Genomic DNA, 20203 nt, shown 5'->3' on the forward strand with positions numbered 1-20203 from the left:
GTTAAAAACCGTGCTAAAACTAGCAGACGGCGTAGTCCTGAGGCTCGCGGCCGTAGTAGGCGTCCAGGTAGAGCTCCTTGATCTCGCTCATGAGCGGGTAGCGCGGGTTAGCGCCGGTGCACTGGTCGTTGAATGCCTGCTCGGTCATCTCGTCGAGGGTGTCGAGGAAGTACTGCTCGTCAACACCGTAGTCGGCGATGGTCTTCTTGACACCGATGAAGTCCTTGAGCTCCTCGAGCTTCGTGATGAAGTTCTCGAAGACCTCCTTGTCGTCCTTGCCCTCGATGCCGCAGTACTTGGCCATCTCGGCGTAGTTGTGCAGCGCGTTGGGGTAAGGATACTGGGAGAACGTGCCCATCTTGACGGGAGCCTCGGCGGCGTTGTAGCGCATAACGCGGGTCAGGATGACGGCGTTGGCGAGGCCGTGGGGCAGGTGATGGAAGGCGCCGAGCTTGTGAGCCATGGAGTGGTTGAGGCCCAGGAAGGCGTTGGCGAAGGCCATGCCGGCCATGCAGGAGGCGTTGTGCATCTCCTCGCGGGCGTGCGGGTCCTTGGCGCCGTTCGTGAAGCTGGAGGGCAGGTTCTCGAAGACGAGCTTAGCAGCGCGCTCGGAGAGGCCCTTGGTGTAGTCGGAAGCCATGATGGAGACGTAGGACTCGATGGCGTGGGTCATGACGTCGATGCCGGAGGCAGCGGTCAGGCCGCGCGGGGCGGTCATGCAGTTGTCGGCGTCGACGATAGCCATGTTGGGGAGCAGCGCGTAGTCGGCGAGCGGCCACTTGATGCCGGTCTCCTTGTCGGTGATAATGGCGAACGGCGTGCACTCGGAGCCGGTACCCGAAGAGGTCGGGACGGCGACGAAGTAGGCCTTCTTGCCCATCTCGGGGAAAGTGAAGATACGCTTGCGGATGTCCATGAAGTCCATGGCCATGTCCTCAAACTTGCACTCGGGGTGCTCGTACATCATCCACATGATCTTGCCGGCGTCCATAGCGGAGCCACCGCCGACGGCGATGATGACGTCCGGCTCAAAGAGAGCCATCTGCTTGGCGCCGCGACGTGCGCACTGCAGCGACGGATCGGGCTCGACGTCGTAGAAGCAGTCGTGGGCGATGCCCATCTCGTCGAGCTTGGCCTCGATGGCGCGGGTGTTGCCATTCTTGAAGAGGAACTGGTCGGTGACGATGAAGGCGCGCTTCTTGCCCATGACGGTACCGAGCTCGTCGAGGGCGACGGGCGTGGAACCCTTCTTGAAGTAGACCTTCTCGGGAGCGCGGAACCACAGCATGTTCTCACGGCGCTCGGCCACAGTCTTAACGTTGATCAAGTGCTTCACCCCAACGTTCTCGGAGACGGAGTTGCCGCCCCAGGAGCCGCAGCCCAGGGTCAGAGACGGCTTCATGCCAAAGTTGTACAGATCACCGATGCCGCCGTGCGAGGACGGGGTGTTGATGACGATACGGCAGGCCTTCATGACGTGCTCGAACAGACTGATCTTCTCGGCCTGGGCGGGGTGCACGTACAGAGAGGCGGTGTGGCCCGGGCCACCGGCGAGCACCAGGTGCTCGGCCTTGTCGACGGCCTCCTGGAAGTCCTTGGCGTGATACATGGCCAGGACCGGGGAGAGCTTCTCGTGGGAGAACTCTTCCTTGGCGGGGTCGGTGGAGGTGACCTCGGCGATCAGGATCTTGGTCTTGGCGGGAACCTCGATGCCGGCGAGCTCGGCGATCTTGGCGGCAGCCATGCCGGGAATGCGGTGATCGAGGGCGCCGTTCTTGAACATGGCGGCACGCAGGGCCTCCATCTCGGCACCCTGCTTGACGAAATAGCAGCCGCGCTTCTGGAACTCGGCCTTAACCTGGTCATAGATGGTGTCGATGACGGTCACGGACTGCTCGGAAGCGCAGATCATGCCGTTGTCGAAGGTCTTGGAGTGGATGATGGAGTTGACGGCGAGCAGCACGTCGGCGGTGTCGTCGATGACGACCGGGGTGTTACCGGCGCCAACGCCCAGGGCGGGCTTGCCCGAGGAGTAGGCGGCCTTGACCATGCCCGGGCCACCGGTGGCGAGGATGATGTCGACGTCGCGCATGACCATGTTGGTCAGCTCGATGGAGGGGACATCGACCCAGCCGATGATACCCTCGGGGGCGCCGGCCTTGACGGCGGCGTCAAGCACGAGCTTGGCGGCGGCGATGGTGCACTTGGCGGCAGCCGGGTGCGGGGAGATGATGATGGCGTTGCGGGTCTTCAGGCTGATCAGCGTCTTGAAGATCGCAGTGGAGGTGGGGTTGGTCGTCGGGATGACGGCTCCCACGATACCGATGGGCTCGGCGATCTTGGTGATGCCATAAGCCTCGTCGCGCTCCAGGACACCACAGGTCTTGGTGTTCTTGTAAGCGTTGTAGATGTACTCTGCGGCGTAGTGGTTCTTGATGACCTTGTCCTCAAGAACGCCGCGGCCGGTCTCCTCGATGGCCATCTTCGCCAACGGGATACGAGCCTTGTTGGCGGCCATGGCGGCCTCATAGAAGATCTTGTCGACCTGCTCCTGCGTGTACGTAGCAAAAAGCGCCTGGGCCTCTCGCATCTGAGCGAGCTTAGCCTCAAGCGCCTCTACGTTGTCCACAATTGCGGGAGTAGTGTTTTCCGGTGACTTTTTCACCATTTGTGTCTCCTTGCGATCGGAGATTTACCCTACGTCTTGCATGATAGCAAGAAATAATTCGGTAAACGGTAAGATTCCCGTAAAAGGCATACTAAAACGTTTCAATCAACTGAAACGTTTCAACTATAACTATCTGTCTATTGCATTGCCCCGCTCATTGGGGACAGACTTACATGAGTGCTTTCACTCATTTGTGACAGACATGGATTTGTCATTTTGCCGTTCTGGGCCTGTTTTTGGCGCAGATTGGATATAAATAGGTCACAGGCTCAGCATTTCGCGTTCCTTCTCTCCATTTAGGTGTTGCCTGTACGGCTTTGAAAGGAGAGACCATGCCCCGATGCGCCCGCGAAATATCGCTCACCGGCTATTACCACGTCTTTGACCGCGGCAACTCCAAACAGATCATTTTTGAAGATGATTCCGACCGCTATCGTTTCTTATCGGACATCTCAGACAGGTTTGCGTGCCATGACGTGGCGGTGTTGGCCTGGTGCCTTATGGATAATCACTTCCATTTGATGGTTGATGACCCATATGACAACCTTTCAAAGGCAATGCAGTGCGCGCTGACGGCCTATGCCAAGTATTTCAATGGAAAAACGGGAAGAACGGGTCACCTGTTTGATAATCGCTATTCGCGGATCGCGGTCGAGTCGGACACGCAGGCGGTGCAGTTGCTCGATTATATCCATCTCAATCCTGTGAAAGGTGTGCTCGACTCGCTCGATGCCTACCGCTGGTCAAGCTACAAGGCATACCAGCTGGGATACGATCCCTTTGATATCTGTGACGCGGCTCCTATGCTCGATTTTGTCGGAGGCTCTCGTTGCTATTGCGAGCATCTCGAGGAAGTTGCCGGGCGCATCTGGTCAGTGGAGATTCTTCCGCGCCGACGGATCCCCGATGAGGACGCCCTTTCCGTTGCGCGCGAAGTTTTGCCGAGCATGGATCCTGCGCTGCTCAAGGCCCTGCTACGCTCCGAACGTGATGCCTGTCTGCTGAGGCTCAGGCGGGCACATCTCACGGTCAAGCAAATTGCCCGTATCACCGGTATCGGCGCTACAAGCGTGACCAAGGCCACTGTAGGCTGGAAGGAGGCAGCGTGAGGTAGGGGCCGAACCGCAGTCGGCATGCGTTACGTCTGTCCCCAATGCGTGAAAACACTCATGTAAGTCTGTCCCCAATGAGTGCAAAAAGGCGCCCTCCGTGGGGGAGGACGCCTTTGGTAAGTTCTATATGAACGCGAGGTCTTTGACCCGGAGAGTCCGAGGTACTTGTTGGTAGGACCTTATTTAGGAGCGCGCAACCTTGCCGGACTTGAGGCAGGTGGAGCAAACGTTCATCTTGCGACGGTGACCATCGACGACGACGTAGACGCGCTGGATGTTGGGGCGGAACTTACGGTTGGTGACGCGGTGAGAGTGGCTGATGGAGCGACCGGCAACGGGGTGCTTACCGCAAACTTCGCAAACTTTGGACATAACTGACCCTCCTTGGGCGACAAACGAACATGTCGCGTTAACAAACAAGCCTGAACTATAGCACAGAAGTCGCTCCCTGTGCGCAATCTACACAGAGATATTCCTCTTTTGGCGATAGTGCTCACGCTACGGCCCTGGACGTAGATCCGATTTGCGTGCAGCAGAGGGGATTATGCCAGCTCGTGCGTGCGTTTTCAAGCTCGTCCCACAAATATATATAGGTTTATGGAGCGCCTGCGCCCGTTTACGGATTGCTCTGTATTTATGCTCGCAATTAAGCTCGAGGTTGGCTACACTATCCCATGACCATTAAAGGGGTACGAGATACCCACATGGAATTACATTGCTGCCAAAGAGCAGCCCTTCCTGTGGGTGTCTGGTCCGCTTTGAGCGGTCGGGCATCTATTTTTTTGACTGTGTCAGCAGTCAAGACATGTGAGGAAGGAGATCGATGGGCACGACTTCCCCCAAGGCGGTCATCATGGACGAGACCGCCGTCAACCGAGCGATGACCCGCATCGCGCACGAGATCCTCGAGCGCAACGAGGGCTGTGAAGACCTCGCTCTGGTCGGTATCGTCACGCGCGGCGACCTTCTGGCAAAGAAGCTCGCCGAGGAGATCAAGGAGATCGAGGGCGTCGACGTTCCGCTCGGCAGCCTCGACATCAGCTTCTACCGCGATGACTATGCGACCAATTTCGCTCCCGCGATCCACGCTACCAACATTCCCTTCAGCGTCGACGGCAAGCGCGTCGTGCTGGTGGACGACATCCTGTACACGGGTCGCACCATCCGCGCCGCTCTGGACGCCGTTATGGACCTGGGCCGTCCGAGCCGAGTCGAGCTGGCAGTTCTCGTTGACCGCGGTCACCGCGAGCTCCCTATCTCGCCGGACTTTGTCGGCAAGAACGTTCCCTCGTCGCACGAGGAGAACGTGCACCTATATATGAAGGAAGTCGACGGCCGTACCGCTGTCGAGATCAACGACGTCGCGCCGGGTTCCCACGTGGGCTCCGCGCCGCTGGGAGGTGAGTAGTACCGTGGCGTTCAATCATAAGCACCTGATCGACATTACCGAGTACTCCGAAGAGGACATCAAGCTCATCCTCGAGACCGCCAAGGCGTTCTCCGAGGTCAACGAGCGTGCCATCAAGAAGGTCCCCACGCTCAAGGGTAAGACCATCGTCAACATGTTCAACGAGCCCTCGACGCGTACCCGCAGCTCCTTCGAGCTCGCCGAGAAGCGTCTTTCGGCCGACAGCCTCAACTTCGGCGGCTCCTCGACCTCCACGGTCAAGGGCGAGAGCCTCGTCGATACCGTCGAGACCCTCAACGCCTATAAGATCGACTGCATTGTCGTGCGCGATAAGCACGCCGGCGCTCCCTACATCGTCACGCAGAACTCGCCCGCGAGCGTTATCTGCGCCGGCGACGGCAAGCACAACCATCCCACGCAGGCCCTGCTCGACCTGTACACCATCTGGGAGCACAAGGGTGACTTCCACGGTCTGAAGGTCGCCGTCGTCGGCGATATCGCGCACTCCCGCGTCTGCGGCTCGCTGATCCCTGCCCTTAAGATTATGGGCTGCGAGACCTACGCCGTCGCCCCCGGCACGCTGCTGCCGCCGGCGCCCGAGGTTCTGGGCTGCGACCACGTGACGAGCGACCTCGATTCCGTCCTGCCCGAGCTGGACGTCGTCTATATGCTGCGCGTGCAGCAGGAGCGCCTCGAGGGTGCCCCGTTCCCGACCATTCGCGAGTACCACAAGCTCTTCGGTCTGACCAAGGACCGCGAGAAGCTCATGAAGCCCGACGCGATCATCTGTCACCCGGGCCCCATCAACCGCGGCGTCGAGTTCGACTCCTATATGGCCGACCACCCGCAACGCTCCGTCATCCTGGAGCAGGTCTACGCCGGTATCTGCGTGCGTATGGCTATCCTGTATCTGCTGCTTGGAGGTGCCGATAATGGCCTTGCTTCTTAAGAATGCCCACGTCGTCGACCCGTCCGTCGAGCTTGACGGTGTCGTTGACGTCCTGATTGACGGCGATAAGATCGCCGAGGTCGGCGAGAATCTCGCCGTCGAGGGAGCCGAGGTCCGCGACCTTTCCGGCAAGTACCTCGTCCCCGGCCTGGTGGATATGCACGTTCACCTTCGCGAGCCTGGCTACGAGGTCAAAGAGGACATCGAGAGCGGCACCCGCGCTGCTGCCAAGGGCGGCTTCACCGGCGTGTGCGCCATGCCCAACACCGACCCCGTTACCGATAACGGAACCGTCGTTGAGTTCGTCAAGTCCCGCGCTGCCGAGGTCGGCCACTGCCGCGTCTATCCTTCTGGTGCTATGACTCGCGGCCTTAAGGGCGAGGCTATGTCCGAGATGGGCGATATGGTCGCCCACGGCGCCGTCGCCTTCACCGATGACGGTCGCGGCGTGCAGGGTGCGGGCATGCTCCGTCGCTGCATGGACTACGGCAAGATGTTCGGCAAGGTCTTTATGAGCCACTGCCAGGACGAGGATCTGGTCGGTCACGGCCAGATCAACGAGGGCAAGGTCTCGACCCGTCTGGCCCTCGAGGGTTGGCCGGCCGCCGGCGAGGAGCTTCAGATTGCCCGCGACATCGAGATTGCCAAGCTGACCGGTGCCAAGCTGCACATCCAGCACATCTCCACCGCTCATGGCCTGGAGCTCGTGCGTGCCGGTAAGGCTGCCGGTGTCCAGGTGACCTGCGAGGCCACCCCGCACCACATGTTCCTGACCGAGAACGACCTGGACGAGACCTACAACACCTCGCTCAAGGTCAATCCGCCGCTGCGCACCGACGAGGATGCCGAGGCCATCCGTCAGGGTGTCATCGACGGTACCGTCGACGCTATCGTTACCGACCACGCTCCCCACACCCCGTGGGAGAAGGCCCGCGAGTTCGAGCTCGCGCCCTTTGGAATGATTGGCCTCGAGACTTCGCTGTCGCTCGTGCTCACTGAGCTGGTCAACACGGGCAAGATGAGCGTGAGCCGCATGGTCGAGCTCATGGCCATCAAGCCGCGTGAGATTCTGGGCCTCGATCAGGTTCAGGTCAAGGCGGGCTCCGTTGCCGACCTGACTGTCTTCGACGCGTCTGCCACCTGGACGGTTGGCGAGGACGGTTACGAGTCGCGCGCCGAGAACTCCGGTTTTGCCGGCCGCACGCTCACCGGTCGTGCCACCGATGTATTTGTCGGTGGCAAGCAGACGCTCGCCGACGGCTGCATCTGCTAGCATAGCCTTATCGCTTTTGTGCGCGGCGCCCTTGCGGTGCCGCGCTTTCTGTTCGTTTAGACCATGCAACCGCATGGGGGATTGGAGCGTCTATGCCCACACCTTCCACTGCACGCATGCACGACTTCGAGGTCGTCTCGAACCGGGAGATCGCCGACGGCATCTTCTCGCTCGTCATCTCGGCCCCCAAGCTTGCAAGTGCGCTCAAGCCCGGTCAGTTTGTGAACATCGCCGTCCCCGGCGATGCGTCTTCTCTGCTTCGTGTGCCCTTGAGTTTCTACCGCGCCGACGCCGAGGCCGGCACCGTCGAGCTGTGGTACGCCGTCGTGGGCGACGATACCCGCCGTTTGTCCCAGATGGGCCCTGGCTCCACCTCTAACCTGTTGGGCCCCGGTGGCCGTGGCTGGATGGTACCCGAGGGCACCAGGAAGGCACTGCTCGTCGCCGGTGGCATCGGCGTTCCGCCTGTGCTGTGTCTTGCCGGCATGCTTGCCGAGCAGGGTGTTGATGTGGACGTGTGCCTGGGCTTTGGCACCGCGTCCAAGGCCGTGGGCGTCGATGAGTTCCGTGCGCTGGGCGATACGGTCAACGTGTGCACCGACGACGGTTCGCTCGGCACGCACGGTTTTTGCACCGATCCTGCCGCCGAGCTGCTTGGCGAGGGCGGCTACGACTACGTGGCCAGCTGCGGTCCCGCCGTCATGATGAAGAAGGTCGCCGCCGCAGCCGCCGAGGCCGGTGCGTACTGTGAGGTGTCGCTTGAGCGCATGATGAGCTGTGGCTTTGGCGCCTGCAACACCTGCAATGTCGAGACGGTCGACGGTATGAAGGGCGCCTGCATGTGCGGCCCTGTGTTCGATGCTTCCAAGGTGGTGGTCTTCTAGTGGGTACCGTGAACATGGCCGTCGATTTCGGCGGCGTCAAGATGCAGAACCCCATCAACACCGCAGCCGGTACCTTTGGCTACGGTTGGCAGTTCCAGAACTTCTTTGATGTTTCCCAGCTGGGCGCCATCACCACCAAGGGTTGCGCTGCCGAGCCCTGGCCCGGCAATCCCGCGCCTCGCATGGCCGAGATCCCGGGCGGCATGATCAACTCCGTGGGCCTTCAGAACCCCGGCGTGGCCGCCTTTGCCCGTGAGTCCGGTCCTTGGCTCGAACAGCTGTCCAAGGACGGCTGCCAGGTCATCTGTCAGGTTGCCGGCCACTCCGTTGACGAGTTTGTCCGCGCACTCGAGATGTATGTCGAGCTGTGCCCCTGGGCTGCCGGCTACGAGATCAACGTGAGCTGCCCTAATATTGCCGCCGGCGGTGCCGCCATGGGATCAACGCCCGAGGGCGCCTCTTCCGTTATGGCCGCCTGCCGCAAGGTGACCGATAAGCCGCTGTTCGTAAAGATGGCTCCGGTCAACGTTGCCGAGATTGCCAAGGCTCTCGAGGCCGCCGGCGCCGACGGCCTTTCGGTCATCAACTCCATCCAGGGCATGGCCATCGACGTTCATACCCGCAAGTCCCGCGTGGCCAAGCCCAAGGGCGGCCTTTCGGGCCCGCTGTGCCACCACATCGCCGTGCGCATGGTCTGGGAGGTTGCCCAGGCCGTCGATATCCCCATCAACGGTGTCGGCGGTGTCATGACCGGCGAGGATGCGGCTGAGTTTATCCTGGCCGGCGCCACCTGCGTGTCGGTCGGCATGGCCAACTTCGTCGATCCGTGTGCTTCGCTTAAGATCGCGCATGAGCTCGAGGCCTGGGCCGAGTCCCAGGGCGTGAAGGACATCAACGAGCTTGTAGGTGCTTTCGAATGCTAGAGAATGATGCCCGCGACCGTGTTATCGTCGCCCTCGACTGCGACCGTGAGCGCGCGCTCGAGCTCGCCCACGAGCTTTCGGGTCATGCTGCCTGGCTCAAGGTCGGCATGACGCTCTATTACGCTGAGGGTCCCCAGATCGTCAAGACGTTCAAGGACCTGGGCTTTAAGGTCTTCCTCGACCTTAAGTTCCATGACATTCCGCATCAGGTGCGCGGCGCTGCCCGCTCGGCTTCGCTTGCCGGTGCCGACCTGCTTTCGGTCCACGGCCTGGGCTCGGGTGCTATGCTCGCTGCCTGCCGCGAGGGTGCCGAGGAGGCGCGTGAGGACCGCGCCAAGCTCGTCGCCATCACCGTGCTCACGAGCATGAATCAGGATGCCTTGAGCGAGATCGGCGTCGAGTCGCCCGTGGCCGAGGAGGCCGCCCGCTTGGCAAAGCTTGCTCAGGCCAATGGCATCGATGGCATCGTGTGCTCGCCGATGGAGGCTCACGACATGCGTGAGCTGCTGGGTCCTGATGCCCTGATCGTGACTCCGGGTGTGCGTCCGGTGGGTGCCGCCCTTGGTGACCAGTCCCGCGTGGCGACGCCTTCCCAGGCTATCGAGCGTGGCGCAAGCCACATTGTGGTGGGCCGTCCCATCACCGGTGCCGACGATCCGGTTGCCGCCTTTGACGCCATCGTCGCCGAGCTGGTCGAAAACGTCGCGTAAAAGATTCCCCTAAGTCACCACTTTTGGGTCTCATTAGCACAAAATAGCCCCTGTGCCTGCGTAAACTTTCCCATCCTTTGTGTGGAATCGCAGGTCAGGGGCTTAACTTTGGGCGCAGTATATTGCACTTTTTGCGGGTATCGTCTAACCTATGGAGCCGCGATTAGGCATTTTGTACGTTCTACGTGCTAAAATGCCAATTATTGAATCAGATATAACCCAACTATTTGGAGGTACGAATGGCACTCCCTCAGCTTACCGACGAGCAGCGCAAGCAGGCTCTTGAGAAGGCTGCTGCCGCACGTCACGCCCGCGCTGAGCTTCGCGAGCAGATCAAGAAGGGCGAGAAGTCCCTCGAGTCCGTGCTCAACTCCGATGACCCCATCGCTTCCCGCATGAAGGTTTCCACCCTCATCGAGTCTCTCCCCGGTTATGGCAAGGCCAAGGCCGCCAAGATCATGGAGGAGCTCGGTATCTCCGCTACTCGTCGCGTCCAGGGCCTCGGCGTCCGTCAGCGCGAGCAGCTCCTCGAGCAGCTGACCAAATAAGTGAGCGCTCAGGATTCCAAGCTCTTTGTGATTTCTGGACCGTCAGGCGCAGGCAAGGGTACGCTCGTCACTCGTGTGCGCGAGCGCCGCTCGAACCTGGGTCTGACGGTTTCGGCTACCACGCGAGCACCACGCAAAGGTGAGGTCGACGGCGTCAACTACTTTTTTCTGACGCGTGAGGAGTTCGACCGCCGCGTGGCAAACGGTGAGTTTGTTGAGTGGGCCGAGGTCCACGGTAACTGCTACGGCACGTTGGTGAGCGAGGTCACATCCAAGCTCGCCTCGGGCTCGTCTCTGATTTTGGAGATCGATGTCCAGGGCGCCCTGCAGGTGAAGGAGCGTTTCCCCGAGGCCGTGCTGATCTTTATCAAGCCGCCTTCGCTTGAGGTGCTCCGCGAGCGTCTAGTCGGTCGCGGTACCGAGACGCCCGAGACGATTGAGCTGCGTATGGCAAACGCCGCCGATGAGCTTGCCCTTGCCGACCGCTACGACGACGTCGTGGTGAATGACGATCTCGACCGCGCGACCGATGAGCTCGTTCGCGTTCTCGATATGCATGAAAGGATCTGAGGTCCGTGTCCGTTGTAAAGCCTTGTATTGACGATCTTCTGGAGAAGACCGATCACAACCGCTTCCTGCTCGCTTCGCTTGCCTCCAAGCGCGCCTGCGACATCAATAGCATGCTGCGTGGCCAGCACAACCGCGTGCTTGCCGTCCAGGATGTCGATGACATCACCATCGGGCTTTCCGGTGCCGATACCATCTCGATGGCTATGGACGAGATTGTCGACGGCGACATCTCTTACGACGAGGCCCGTTACGAGAAGGCGCTCGGCCACAAGGTTGCTGAAGCCTAAATGGCGGCTCGCGTCTGCCTAGTCCACTATCACGAGGTTGGACTGAAGGGCAAGAACCGCGCACATTTTGAGCATATCCTCATGGATAACATTAAGGCGGCCTTGGCCGCCTTTTCCGTGAACGCCGTGTCTCGAATTTCCGGTTATATCCTCGTGACCTTTAACGAGCATCAGGCCGACGAGGCGGCGCGTGTCATCCGCACCGTCCCCGGCGTTGCCCGTGTGTCTTTGGCGTATCACACCAACCGCGACCCGCAGGAGTACTGCGCCGCCGCCGTGAAGGCGCTGCGCGAGTTTGGTTCCTTCGATTCGTTTAAGGTGCACGCCAAGCGCTCCAATACTGACTATGAGCTCACCTCGATCGATATCAATCGTCAGGTGGGCGAGGTACTGTGTGAGGCCTTCCCCGATAAAAAGGTTCAAATGCACGACCCCGATGCAATGGTGCACGTACTGGTGGTCCAGGGCAGCGTTTATGTGTACGCGCGCTCTGAGCGCGGCGTGGGCGGTCTGCCGGTGGGTTCTGCCGGCAAGGTCGTGACGCTGCTGTCGTCGGGTATCGATTCTCCGGTGGCGACCTGGATGCTCGCGCGTCGCGGCGCGGTGTGCGTGCCGGTGCATTTCTCCGGTCGTCCGCAGACGCCCGATACGAGCGAGTATTTGGTGCAGGACATCATCCGTGCGCTTGCGCCGGGTGTCCAGATCGGTCGTCTGTACGTGGTGCCGTTTGGCGACTGCCAGCGTGAGATTTCGGTTACCTGCCCCAGCAACCTGCGCGTGATCATGTACCGCCGCATTATGTATTCGGTTGCTGAGCGCATTGCACACATCGAGGGTGCCAAGGCTATCGTTACGGGCGAATCGCTTGGGCAGGTTGCCTCCCAGACGCTTGAGAACATCATGGCCGTCAACGAGGCCGTGAAGATCCCCGTGTTCCGTCCTCTCATCGGTTCGGACAAGCAGGAGATCATCGCACGTGCCGAGGAGATCGGTACATTCGATATCTCGACTGAGGCCGCTCCCGACTGCTGCACGCTGTTTATGCCGCGCCGTCCCGAGACGCACGCTAAACTCGATGCCGTGCATGAGGCCTGGGAACTGTTTGATCACGAGGAGATGATTGAGCGCCTGCTCAAGCAGACCGAGTACATCGACTTCGAGAGCAACACATATAAGGCCCCTAAGACCTTAAAACGCAAACATTCGGAGCTTGCTCCGCGTGAGATTTACCAAGATTACGAGTAAATTTGTGCATAGACCGACGATGCGCCTGCATCGTCGGTCTTTTGCTATCTGGGCATTTTGCGGCTAAGTGTTCATTTGCTGACGTGTGCCTGAATAAATGGACAGATTTGTGCAAGGTTTTGGTCAGCTTTTGTTTTGACCTCGAAAACCGGTTTTGGGGCGTGGCTGTTGCGGAGCTCCTTTCCTGACACGATGATGTTGGGAGGTTTTGCTATGGCGCAGCGCGAACAACACGAACGAGTCAAAAAGATGGACCGCTGGGCGGGCAAACTGCTCGGTCATAAGGCAGTGGTGATGGCGATACTGGTCGTCATTGCGATGGCGAGTGGACTGGCAATGGCGAACTTTGGCGGCGGTGCCGGCGGTGTGTCGTTTGAGCGCACTGATGGTTCGGGCACGTTAGTGGAGCCGGGATCCGGCGATGCTTCGAGTGGAAAGACATCTGAAGGCTCTTCGCCTAAGGCGTCTGCCGCGGCAGAGGTCTATGTCGATGTTGATGGCGCCGTGGTGTCACCCGGTGTATATCGCCTCAAAGACGGGGCGCGGGTGGCTCAGGCGATTGATGCCGCCGGCGGGCTGGCGCCCGAAGCAGACGTTACGGGGCTTAATCGTGCATCCAAGGTCACTGATGGACAAAAAATTCACGTTCCAACGGTAGGGGAGCAGCAGGTGTCCATTGCGGAAGCCGGTGTTGATGGTGGGACTTCCGCATCATCAGGCGTCGGTGGCGCAACAGGCCTAGTAAACATTAATACGGCAAGCTCGGCAGAGCTGCAGACGCTCTCGGGAATCGGTCCCTCAATGGCACAGTCGATTATCGATGAACGGACAAAGAACGGTGCTTTTGCTTCGGTTGACGATCTGATGCGCGTGTCGGGAATCGGCGAGAAGAAGCTTGCCAAAATCAAAGATTGCATCTGCGTATGAGTACGACCGAGCGAGAGCACGTGATGCCTCCGCGGCCCCTGATTCCGTGGACGATGGCCCTGTGTGCCGGCATGTGCGTGAGCTGCGCCTTGGTGCTCAGCATAGCCGCTGATGCGCTGCTGAGGGAGCGGGCGACGGCGGTCGGGCCGCTATGGGCCATTCCCGTTGCGGCAGCGGTTTTCGTTGTGCTGGCTCACTCTTGTGCGCGGCTTGCCCCTTTGAAGCGGTGGCTGTATGCCGCGTCCGTCGGTCTCGTGGCGGGTGCGGTCGTTTCGGCGTGGTGGGCCGTGGGTGCGCTCAACGCCTCGAAGACGCTCGACGGTCGAGCGGCAAGCAGTCTCGAGTTTGTCGTGCAGGGTGACCCATCCATAAATGACGACGTGTATTCCTATACCTGCGAGGCACGCTCGGACGGTAAGAACTTGGCAACGGTTCGCCTATCGTGTGACCGTGAGTTCAAGGTCGGGGCGCACGTGCGTGTTATCGGTCGCGTGTCACGTTTTGAGAACGATGCGTATGGACGATCGCGCGTGCTTCGAGGCGAGGTGCGCAAGGTTAAAGCCGTTCGGATTGTGTCGGTCGATGAGGGTTCTCCGAGGCCGCTGCTTCGGCTGCGAAATGGGCTGCTTGCGTCCATCGCGCCTGCGACCGACCCGGCGCGTGCGCTCATAGCCGGTGTCGTCTGCGGTCGTTCGGCCGAGCTGCGCGCCCAGCCGGCGGGCGACTGGTTTTCGGTGACGGGAACGGCGCATCTTATCGCAGTCTCGGGCAGCCATTTGGCTATCGTGGGGTTTGTAATCGAGGGTGTATTGCAAAAGACTCGGTGCTCACGTGGTCTTCAGCGGGCGATATTGGCGATAACGCTTGTGGGCTACGCTGCCTTTACGGGCGCGTCTCCCTCGGCCGTGCGCGCGTGCTGCATGGTGTTCGTGACGCTTGTCGTAAACGGCGCGGGGCGTCGTCGGCACGGCCTTTCGGCACTCTTCGTAACCATGTCCATCTTTGTGCTACTGCGGCCGACGGTGCTGTTCGAGATGGGCTTTCAGCTTTCATGCGCCAGCGTCTTAGCCATTCTGTGTTTTTGTCCCTATGCGACCTACGCGTTGGGTGAGCTAGGTGTGCCATCGGGCGTTGCCAGCGTGCTTTCCGTCACGCTGTGCTCGCAACTGGCGACACTTCCCATTACCATTCCTGCCTTCGTTACATTCTCGCTCATTGCTCCGTTGGCAAATGCGGTCATCGGTCCGGTGGTGAGCGTTCTGCTCGCTGTGTCGATCGCGCTGGCTCCCTTTTCGCTCGTGGGACCGTTGCGGACTTGGGCGCTCGTTGTGCCCATGATTGCCGCCCGTTGCGCGCTGTTCTTCGAGCAGCTGTTTGCCGCCGTGCCGGGTGCATACGTGAGCGTGCCGCCCGATAGCATGTGGATTTACCTAGTGCCGTGTTTTCTGGCGGTTCTGCTGGTCTGGTGGCCGCGTCCCCGTGCACGTCCTATGGCGGTGGGGCTTGCATGCCTGATGCTCTTGGCTGCGATTCCGTACGTCTATTGGGATCGATTCGCTCCGCCTTCGGTGACGGTGCTCGATGTGGGCCAGGCCGATGCGATTCTTATCCGCCAAGGCGGCGCAGTAGCTCTCGTCGACTGCGGGCTCGACGAGCGTGTGGTTGCGGCGTTGGTTCGCAATAACGTGCACCATATCGATGCCGTCTTTGTGACGCATTGGGATGAGGACCACTGGGGTGGTTTGCCTGCCGTGCTCGAACAGTTTTCGGTCGGAACGATTGCCGTGGCGGCGGATGCGCTGGAGGATGCTCCTGCCGAGGTATTGAACCGACCTGGCGTGGAGTATCGGCAGGTGCGCCGTGGGGATACGGTCGACATCGGCTCATTTTGCGCTCGCGTGATGTGGCCATTCGAGTTCGTGGATGGCGAGGGAAATGAGGACTCGCTTGTCCTGCTGCTCTCTTATGTTCAGGAAGGCAAGGGCCTGCGAATACTTCTCACCGGTGATGCCGAGCTCGACCAAGAGCGGGAATTCGTGCAGGAGGTGGGGGATATCGATGTCCTTAAACTTGGGCATCACGGCTCCAAGGTTTCAGTCGATGGCGAGTTGCTGGACGTCCTGAAGCCCGAGCTTTCCCTCGCAAGCGCCGGTGAGGGGAATCGATACGGCCATCCGTCCGATGCCTGCATCGATGCCGTTAAGGAAGCGGGTGGTGTGTTCGCGTGTACCATCGAACACGGCGACATTACCGTCACACCGACTGCGAATGGCTTTGCGATGCGATGCCAGCGACCTTGACGACGTCGTTGGCGTGTGGTGGGCCCCTGGGCTAGAATGGCACGGAACGAATACGAAGGCCTGCGGGAGGGGAGCGCAATGTCCGAAACCGGTTTGCTGCCGGCATATCTGATCGTCGGTACCGACGGAGTTAAGCGCGACCACGCCGTCTCGCGTATGAAAGCGCGTCTGGAAAAATCGGGTATGGTCGAGTTCAACCTCGACGAGCGAGACATGACCAAGGACCCCGATATCGAGTCCATTATCGGATCGCTTAACACCTTTCCGATGGGCAGCGAGTTTCGTCTGGTAATCCTCGATGGCTGCTCAAAGCTCGCCAAGGCGGTCTCGGAGCCGCTCGTTGGGTATCTGGCGAGTCCCAGCCCAACAACGGTCTGCCTCATCATCGCCGACTCACTTGCCAAGAATACGCGCCTGTATAAGGCAATCGCCAAGATCGACAAGAAGGCTATCGTCGATTGCTCGGGTACCAAGCGCTGGGAACTGCCGCGCCGTGTTCAGCAGATGGCGACGCAGCGCGGTAAGTCGATTTCGACGGCGGCCGCCGAGGAGCTCGTCTCGCGTTCGGGCGAAAACACGCGCATGCTCGATAACGACTTGGCTAAGCTTGCCCAGATGGTCGAGTCGCCCCAGATTGAACTTGCCGATGTTGAGCGCTGGATTGTACGTACGGCCGAGATCCAACCCTGGGACTTCCTCAACGCCGTCTCGGCTCGCGATATGCGGCGTTCGCTCGAGCTCTTTAAGCTCCTGCCCTCCAAGAGCTACGTGTGGACTTACACATTGCTGTGCGGTCGCATTCGCGAGCTTATCGTCGCCAAGGCGCTCGACGCGCGTGGGCAGGGTCGCGAGCTGGCCGCAACGCTCAAGCTCCAGTCCTGGCAGGTCAAGAATCACCTTACCTGGGCGCGTCGTTTTTCGATGACCGAGCTCGTCGCAGCGCTCGAGGGTGCCGTTGATGTGGAGCTCGCGCTCAAGGGTTCGGCCGATTCTCAGACGGCGCTTTTGCTCTGGATTACGAACATCTTGAGAAAATCGTGATGATACCTGCCTATTTGACAAATTCGTTCTATCCCTTTGAGAGGGAGCGTGCTATAGTAGGCGCTTGCATGACCTCACCGTGTCTCAGAGGTGTCATACATTTTTTGCAAGGAACTCGAAAGGAACTCCAGAAGTGGCAAACATCAAGTCTCAGAAGAAGCGTATCCGCACCAATGAGGCAGCTCGCATGCGTAACAAGGCTGTCAAGTCCGAGCTCAAGACGCTGACCAAGCACGTCCAGTCCGCCGTCGCCGAGGGCGACGCCGAGAAGGCCCAGGCTGCCCTCAAGACCGTCACCAAGCGTCTCGACATGGCTGCCGCCAAGCATGTTATCCACAAGAACCAGGCTTCCAACCGCAAGTCCGGTCTTGCCAAGCTCGTGAACAGCATCAACGCCTAAGTTGTAAATTTCACACCACACAGATTACGCGCATAAATGGAGCCTGTTTTATGGAACAGGCTCCATTTTTTGTATCGCTCGGGTAAGATAGTCCGCATGAATACTTCAATTGACATTTCCCACATCCGCAACTTCTCAATTGTTGCGCACATCGACCATGGCAAGTCCACGATCAGCGACCGCATCCTCGAGCTCACCCATACCGTCGACGAGCGCGACATGGAGTCGCAGCTGCTCGATACCATGGATATCGAGCGCGAGCGCGGCATCACGATCAAGTCCAATGCCGTTCGCGTGTCCTATGACGCCGATGATGGCGAGACGTATCAGTTCAACCTGATCGATACGCCGGGCCACGTTGACTTTACCTACGAGGTCTCGCGCTCGCTGGCAGCCTGTGAGGGCGCGGTACTCGTTGTCGACGCCACGCAGGGCGTCGAGGCGCAGACCGTTTCCAACGCGACGCTCGCCATGAACGCCAATCTGGACATTGTGCCCGCCATCAACAAGATCGACCTGCCCTCGGCCCATCCCGATGAGGTTAAGACCGAGATCGAGGACGACCTGGCGATTCCCGCCGATGATGCCGTGTGCGTCTCGGGCAAGACCGGCGAGGGCATTCACGATCTGCTGGAGTCCATCGTCTTTTTGATTTCGCCGCCAAAGGGCGATGCAAACTCTCCGCTCAAAGCGCTCATTTTGGATTCGTACTTTGACGAGTATCGCGGTGTGGTGGCTACGGTGCGCGTCTTCGATGGTTCCATCAAAAAGGGCGATACCCTGCTTATGATGCAGGCCAAGGGCGACTTTTTGGTCGACGGCGTGGGCGTCAAGCGTCCTGCCGAGACCCCGGTCGACGCGCTGACGGTCGGCGAGGTCGGATATGTGGTCACGGGCTTGAAGGACCCCGAGGCCGTTCGCGTGGGCGATACCCTTACGTGGGCGTCGAACCCCTGCCCCGAGCCGCTTCCGGGCTACCGCGAGGCCAAGCCCATGGTCTACACGGGCCTGTTCCCGATCGACAACAAGGACTACGAGAATCTGCGCGACGCCCTCGATAAGCTGCACGTCAACGACCCGTCGTTGGTGTGGGAGCCCGAGACCTCGGTGGCGCTCGGCTTTGGCTTCCGCGTGGGCTTCCTGGGCCTGCTGCACATGGAAGTCGTCAAGGAACGCCTGGAGCGCGAGTTCAACCTGGACCTCATTGCCACGAGTCCCTCGGTCGACTATCACGTCTACAAGACCGACGGCGAAATGATCGATGTCCGCAGTCCGCAGGACCTTCCCGAGGCCACACGCATCGATCGTATCGAGGAACCCTACCTCAAGGCAAAGATCATCTGCCCGCCTGAGTACACGGGTGCCGTCATGCAGCTCGCCATTGAGCACCGCGGCGTCACAACCGATATGATCCACCTGACGAGCAAATCGGTCGAGATGCGCTTCGATATGCCGCTCGCCGAGCTCATCTTGGACTTCTTCGATCAGCTCAAGAGCCGCACCAAGGGCTATGCCTCGCTCGACTACGAGTTCAACGAGTACCGTCCCTCCGAGCTCGTGAAGCTCGATATTTTGCTTTCGGGCGACGAGGTGGACGCGCTTTCGTTTATAGTCCATAAGGACAAGGCATATGGCCTGGCCCGTGGCCTGTGCGACAAGCTCAAGGAAATCATCCCGCGTCAGCTGTTCGAGGTTCCCATCCAGGGTGCTATCGGCAACAAGATCATCGCCCGTTCCACCGTCAAGGCGCGTCGCAAGGACGTTCTTGCTAAGTGCTACGGCGGCGATATCTCGCGTAAGCGCAAGCTGCTCGAGAAGCAGAAAGAGGGCAAGAAGCGTATGAAGGCCATCGGATCGGTCGAGGTCCCGCAGGAGGCCTTTATGGCGATCCTCAAGGTGGACGAGTAGGTCCATGGCGCTTTCTGATTACAGCAAGCGGCTGCTGGGCGCCTATGCCGAGCAGCCGTTCCTTATGGCTCCCATGGCGGGCGTTACCGACCCCGCCTATCGCATCATGTGTCGCCGCCGTGGTGCCAACCTTGCCTACAGCGAGATGGTGAGCGTGGCAGGCCTTGCCTATGCCAGCAACAAAACGTGGCGCCTGGTGCTGCCGGCCGACGAGGAGCAGCAGATTTGCGTGCAGCTCTTTGGCTCCAAGCCCGATCAGTTTGCGAGCGCCGTCGCCGCCGTCGAGGAGCGCGTTGGCGATCGCCTGTCGCTGATCGATATCAACATGGCCTGCCCGGCTCGCAAGGTTGTCACCAAGGGCGAGGGTTCGGCGCTCATGCGCACGCCCGACCTGGCGGAGAAGATCGTCGAGGCCACGGTGGGCGCGGCGCATGTGCCCGTGACCGTCAAGATCCGCAAGGGCTTTTATGCCGAGGACCGTAATGCCGCGACGTTTGCCCAGATGCTTGAGGGCGCAGGGGCTGCCGCAGTCGCCGTGCATGGTCGGTGCGCCACGCAGCTCTACACGGGCCAGGCTGATTGGTCGGTCGTCGATGAGGTTGCCGACGCTGTCGAGATTCCCGTGATTGGTTCGGGCGATGTGTTCTCGGCCGAGGACGCTGCTGAGCATCTGCACGGCTCGGGTGCCAGCGCGGTGTTTATCGCGCGCGGCATCTACGGCAATCCGTGGGTGTTCGGCGATGCCCGAGCCCTTGCACTCGATGGCACGCCGGTTCCTTCTCGCTCCTCGGTCGAGCGCCTGGAGGCTCTGCGCGAGCACCTGACGTTGACGCACGAGCTTCTGCCGCTCATGTCGCGCGCCCGCACGTACGCAAGCTGGTACTTAAAAGGCATGCCCCATGCCGCCGCCTGGCGCGCTCAGGTGGTGCGTTGCTCTACGTACGAGGAGTTCATGTCGCTGGTCGATGATATCGAGCGCGATGTGGTGGCCTGCGAGGCCGCGCTTGCCGCCGGTGAGTCGGTGCCCGCTCATCCACTGGAGGCTTAAGG

The 20203-nt window shown here is 60.2% G+C and carries 19 protein-coding genes; 17 read left to right on the plus strand and 2 right to left on the minus strand.

Features of this window, described 5'->3' with window-relative positions:
- Positions 1–19 precede the first annotated feature (19 nt).
- Positions 20–2668 (minus strand): bifunctional acetaldehyde-CoA/alcohol dehydrogenase, encoded by a 2649-nt coding sequence (gene adhE, locus DWZ15_RS04595; RefSeq protein WP_055250041.1) that lies wholly within the window; start codon positions 2666–2668, stop codon positions 20–22.
- Between the two features lie 317 nt (positions 2669–2985).
- Between adhE and DWZ15_RS04600 the strand changes: the two genes are divergently transcribed.
- Positions 2986–3777: a transposase gene (locus DWZ15_RS04600; RefSeq protein ID WP_147352312.1), complete on the plus strand. Its 792-nt coding sequence runs from the start codon at positions 2986–2988 to the stop codon at positions 3775–3777.
- Between the two features lie 186 nt (positions 3778–3963).
- On the opposite strand, the gene rpmB is transcribed toward DWZ15_RS04600, so the two are convergent.
- Positions 3964–4152 (minus strand): 50S ribosomal protein L28, encoded by a 189-nt coding sequence (gene rpmB, locus DWZ15_RS04605; RefSeq protein WP_022094725.1) that lies wholly within the window; start codon positions 4150–4152, stop codon positions 3964–3966.
- A 451-nt stretch (positions 4153–4603) separates the two neighbouring features.
- Here rpmB and pyrR point away from each other — a divergent pair, with 451 nt between their 5' ends.
- The 16 genes from pyrR to dusB all read left to right on the plus strand — a co-directional run bounded on the left by pyrR (position 4604) and on the right by dusB (position 20201).
- Entirely contained in the window at positions 4604–5188 is a 585-nt protein-coding gene (pyrR, locus tag DWZ15_RS04610; RefSeq protein ID WP_117583216.1) for a bifunctional pyr operon transcriptional regulator/uracil phosphoribosyltransferase PyrR, read from the plus strand.
- Positions 5189–5192: 4 nt separating this feature from the next.
- A complete protein-coding gene (locus DWZ15_RS04615; protein ID WP_035138537.1) occupies positions 5193–6137 on the plus strand; it encodes an aspartate carbamoyltransferase catalytic subunit in 945 nt (314 codons plus the stop codon).
- Positions 6121–7410: a dihydroorotase gene (locus DWZ15_RS04620; RefSeq protein ID WP_118449642.1), complete on the plus strand. Its 1290-nt coding sequence runs from the start codon at positions 6121–6123 to the stop codon at positions 7408–7410. The genes DWZ15_RS04615 and DWZ15_RS04620 overlap by 17 nt, the downstream gene beginning before the upstream one ends.
- A 116-nt stretch (positions 7411–7526) precedes the next feature.
- Positions 7527–8294 carry a dihydroorotate dehydrogenase electron transfer subunit gene (locus DWZ15_RS04625; protein WP_118449644.1) on the plus strand — a complete coding sequence of 256 codons (768 nt, stop codon included), beginning with the start codon at positions 7527–7529 and terminating at the stop codon, positions 8292–8294.
- Between the two features lie 14 nt (positions 8295–8308).
- The gene (locus tag DWZ15_RS04630) at positions 8309–9217 is read left to right on the plus strand and encodes a dihydroorotate dehydrogenase (protein ID WP_006236128.1); all 909 of its coding nucleotides are present in this window, start codon (positions 8309–8311) and stop codon (positions 9215–9217) included.
- A complete protein-coding gene (gene pyrF, locus DWZ15_RS04635; protein WP_117564271.1) occupies positions 9211–9927 on the plus strand; it encodes an orotidine-5'-phosphate decarboxylase in 717 nt (238 codons plus the stop codon). Before DWZ15_RS04630 ends, pyrF begins: the two co-directional genes overlap by 7 nt.
- A gap of 239 nt (positions 9928–10166) precedes the next feature.
- Entirely contained in the window at positions 10167–10475 is a 309-nt protein-coding gene (gene mihF, locus DWZ15_RS04640; RefSeq protein ID WP_006236130.1) for an integration host factor, actinobacterial type, read from the plus strand.
- Positions 10476–11045: a guanylate kinase gene (gene gmk, locus DWZ15_RS04645; protein ID WP_099431806.1), complete on the plus strand. Its 570-nt coding sequence runs from the start codon at positions 10476–10478 to the stop codon at positions 11043–11045.
- A 5-nt stretch (positions 11046–11050) separates the two neighbouring features.
- Complete coding sequence (locus DWZ15_RS04650; protein WP_035138532.1) at positions 11051–11332, plus strand: DNA-directed RNA polymerase subunit omega; 282 nt, start codon at positions 11051–11053, stop codon at positions 11330–11332.
- Positions 11333–12577: a tRNA uracil 4-sulfurtransferase ThiI gene (gene thiI / locus DWZ15_RS04655; protein WP_118449646.1), complete on the plus strand. Its 1245-nt coding sequence runs from the start codon at positions 11333–11335 to the stop codon at positions 12575–12577.
- 213 nt (positions 12578–12790) lie between these two features.
- Positions 12791–13504, plus strand: coding sequence for a helix-hairpin-helix domain-containing protein (locus tag DWZ15_RS04660; RefSeq protein ID WP_158550964.1), 714 nt, complete (start codon positions 12791–12793; stop codon positions 13502–13504).
- Complete coding sequence (locus tag DWZ15_RS04665) at positions 13501–15804, plus strand: DNA internalization-related competence protein ComEC/Rec2 (RefSeq protein ID WP_118449650.1); 2304 nt, start codon at positions 13501–13503, stop codon at positions 15802–15804. Before DWZ15_RS04660 ends, DWZ15_RS04665 begins: the two co-directional genes overlap by 4 nt.
- 78 nt (positions 15805–15882) lie before the next feature.
- Positions 15883–16845, plus strand: coding sequence for a DNA polymerase III subunit delta (holA, locus tag DWZ15_RS04670; protein ID WP_117861933.1), 963 nt, complete (start codon positions 15883–15885; stop codon positions 16843–16845).
- A gap of 133 nt (positions 16846–16978) precedes the next feature.
- Complete coding sequence (gene rpsT, locus DWZ15_RS04675; protein WP_022094714.1) at positions 16979–17245, plus strand: 30S ribosomal protein S20; 267 nt, start codon at positions 16979–16981, stop codon at positions 17243–17245.
- A 96-nt stretch (positions 17246–17341) separates the two neighbouring features.
- Positions 17342–19153, plus strand: coding sequence for a translation elongation factor 4 (gene lepA / locus DWZ15_RS04680; protein ID WP_118267324.1), 1812 nt, complete (start codon positions 17342–17344; stop codon positions 19151–19153).
- 4 nt (positions 19154–19157) lie between these two features.
- On the plus strand, positions 19158–20201 hold the full coding sequence (gene dusB, locus DWZ15_RS04685) for a tRNA dihydrouridine synthase DusB (RefSeq protein ID WP_118449652.1): 1044 nt from the start codon (positions 19158–19160) through the stop codon (positions 20199–20201).
- The last annotated feature ends 2 nt before the right edge of the window (positions 20202–20203 follow it).

Source organism: Collinsella sp. AF29-7AC, assembly GCF_003475665.1.
Lineage (GTDB): Bacteria > Actinomycetota > Coriobacteriia > Coriobacteriales > Coriobacteriaceae > Collinsella.